2 pseudogenes are annotated in these 3,044 nt (G+C 64.3%); both read right to left on the reverse strand.

Features of this window, described 5'->3' with window-relative positions:
- A pseudogene (locus DI624_RS16010) lies at nt 1-1,500 on the reverse strand (DNA-directed RNA polymerase subunit beta'); the annotation flags it as partial.
- Between the two features lie 148 nt (nt 1,501-1,648).
- A pseudogene (locus DI624_RS16015) lies at nt 1,649-3,044 on the reverse strand (DNA-directed RNA polymerase subunit beta); the annotation flags it as partial.

Raw genomic sequence — 3,044 nt, forward strand, 5'->3', positions numbered from 1 at the left:
CACGATGATCGGCTTGCCGTTGGCGGGCGACAGGATGTTGTTCGTCGACATCATCAGCACGCGCGCTTCCAGCTGGGCCTCGAGGCTCAGCGGGACGTGAACGGCCATCTGGTCGCCGTCGAAGTCGGCGTTGAAGGCGGTGCAGACCAGCGGGTGCAGGCGGATGGCCTTGCCCTCGATCAGCTTGGGCTCGAACGCCTGGATGCCCAGACGGTGCAGCGTCGGCGCGCGGTTCAGCAGGACCGGGTGCTCGCGGATGACCTCGTCCAGGATGTCCCAGACGGCGGGCTGCTCGCGCTCGACCATCCGCTTGGATTGCTTGACGGTGCCCGACAGGCCCTTGGCGTCCAGACGCGCGTAGATGAAGGGCTTGAACAGCTCCAGCGCCATCTTCTTGGGCAGGCCGCACTCGTGCAGCTTCAGTTCCGGTCCCACGGTGATGACCGAACGGCCCGAATAGTCGACGCGCTTGCCCAGCAGGTTCTGACGGAAGCGGCCCTGCTTGCCCTTCAGCATGTCGGCCAGCGACTTCAGCGGCCGCTTGTTCGCGCCGGTGATGACGCGACCGCGACGGCCGTTGTCGAACAGCGCATCGACGGACTCTTGCAGCATCCGCTTTTCGTTGCGGATGATGATGTCCGGCGCCCGCAGCTCCATCAGGCGCTTCAGGCGGTTGTTGCGGTTGATCACGCGGCGATACAGGTCGTTCAGGTCCGACGTGGCGAAACGACCGCCGTCCAGCGGCACCAGCGGACGCAGTTCCGGCGGGATGACCGGCACGATGGTGAGGATCATCCACTCGGGCTTGTTGCCCGATTCCAGGAAGGCCTCGATCAGCTTCAGGCGCTTGGACGCCTTCTTGGCCTTCATTTCCGACGGGTTGTCGGCCAGTTCGCCGCGGTGCTTCTCGGCCTCGGCGTGCAGGTCGATGCCCATCAGCAGGTTGCGGACGGCCTCGGCGCCGATCTCGGCGGTGAAGCCGTCGTCGCCGTATTCTTCCTGATAGCGATAGAATTCGTCTTCCGTCAGCAGTTGGTTCTGCTTCAGCGGGGTCAGGCCCGGCTCGGTGACGATGTAGTTCTCGAAATACAGGACGCGCTCGACGTCCTTCAGCGCCATGTCCAGCATCAGGGAGATGCGGCTGGGCAGCGACTTCAGGAACCAGATGTGGGCGACCGGGGCGGCCAGGTCGATGTGACCCATCCGCTCGCGGCGAACGCGGGCCAGGGTGACTTCGACGCCGCACTTCTCGCAGATGATGCCCTTGTACTTCATGCGCTTATACTTGCCGCACAGGCATTCGTAGTCCTTGGTCGGGCCAAAGATACGGGCGCAGAACAGGCCGTCACGCTCGGGCTTGAACGTGCGGTAATTGATGGTTTCCGGCTTCTTGATCTCGCCGAACGACCACGACCGGATCTTCTCCGGCGAGGCCAGGGCGATCTTGATCTGGTCGAAGGTCGGCGTGACCTTGAAGATGTTCAGGACTTCCTGGTTCATCTTGTTTTCCTTCTGCGGCGCGAGGGCCGCTTGAAAATAGTGTCGAGTGGCGAGTGGTTGGTGGCGAGCAAGAAGGGCGATCACGGCGCTGAATTTCTTCACTCGCCACTCGCCGCTCGTTACTCGCCACCCTGAGGCGCTGCGCGCCTCAGCTGTTCTCCAGCTCCACGTTCAGACCCAGCGAACGCATTTCCTTGATGAGCACGTTGAAGCTCTCGGGAATGCCGGCCTCGAAGCTGTCGTCGCCGCGGACGATGGCCTCGTAGACCTTGGTCCGGCCGGCCACGTCGTCGGACTTCACCGTCAGCATCTCCTGCAGGGTGTAGGCGGCGCCGTAGGCTTCCAGCGCCCAGACCTCCATTTCCCCGAAGCGCTGACCGCCGAACTGCGCCTTGCCGCCCAGCGGCTGCTGCGTGACCAGCGAGTACGGGCCGATGGAGCGGGCGTGGATCTTGTCGTCGACCAGGTGGTGCAGCTTCAGCATGTAGATATAGCCCACCGTGACCGGACGCTTGAACTGTTCGCCGGTCTGGCCGTCGTACAGGATCGACTGGGCCGACTTGTTCAGCCCCGCCTCTTCCAGCAGACGCTCGATGTCCGAGATGTGCGCGCCGTCGAAGACCGGGGTCGCGAAGGGCACGCCCTTGGACAGGTTCTTCGCCAGTTCGATCAGCTCTTCCTCGTCCTGGGGCAGAGGGGTGTCCTCGCCGTAGATTTCGGTCAGCCGGTCGATCAGGGCCTGCTTCTGACCGCCCTGCTGCCAGGCTTCCAGCAGACCGGAGATCTGCTTGCCCAGACCCGCTGCGGCCCACCCCAGGTGGGTCTCGAAGATCTGGCCGATGTTCATGCGCGACGGCACGCCCAGCGGGTTCAGAACGACATCGACGTGGGTGCCGTCCTCCAGGTGCGGCATGTCCTCGATCGGCAGGATCTTGGAGATGACGCCCTTGTTGCCGTGACGGCCGGCCATCTTGTCGCCGGGCTGCAGCTTGCGCTTCACGGCCACGAAGACCTTGACCATCTTCATCACGCCGGGGGGCAGTTCGTCGCCGCGCTGCAGCTTCTCGACCTTGTCTTCGAAACGACGGTCCAGTTGCTTGCGGGCGTCCTCGAACTGGCGCTTCATCGCCTCCAGCTCGCCCATCGTCTTTTCGTCGTCCAGGGCGATCTGCCACCACAGACCCCGGCTGACCTCGGCCAGCTTCTCTTCGGTCAGCTCGCCGCGGCCGATGCCCTTCGGGCCCGACACGGCGTTCTTGCCGATGATCAGCGGCTTGAGGCGGCCATAGACGTTGCGCTCCAGGATCTTGAGCTCGTCGTCGCGGTCCTTGCCCAGGCGTTCGATCTCGGCGCGTTCGATGGCCAGGGCGCGTTCGTCCTTGTCGACGCCGTGACGGTTGAAGACGCGAACGTCGACGATGGTGCCGGCGACGCCGGGCGGCAGGCGCAGCGAGGTGTCGCGCACGTCCGAAGCCTTCTCGCCGAAGATGGCGCGCAGCAGCTTCTCTTCCGGGGTCATCGGGCTTTCGCCCTTCGGCGTCACC

Source organism: Brevundimonas sp. (genome assembly GCF_003248455.1).
Taxonomy (GTDB): domain Bacteria; phylum Pseudomonadota; class Alphaproteobacteria; order Caulobacterales; family Caulobacteraceae; genus Brevundimonas.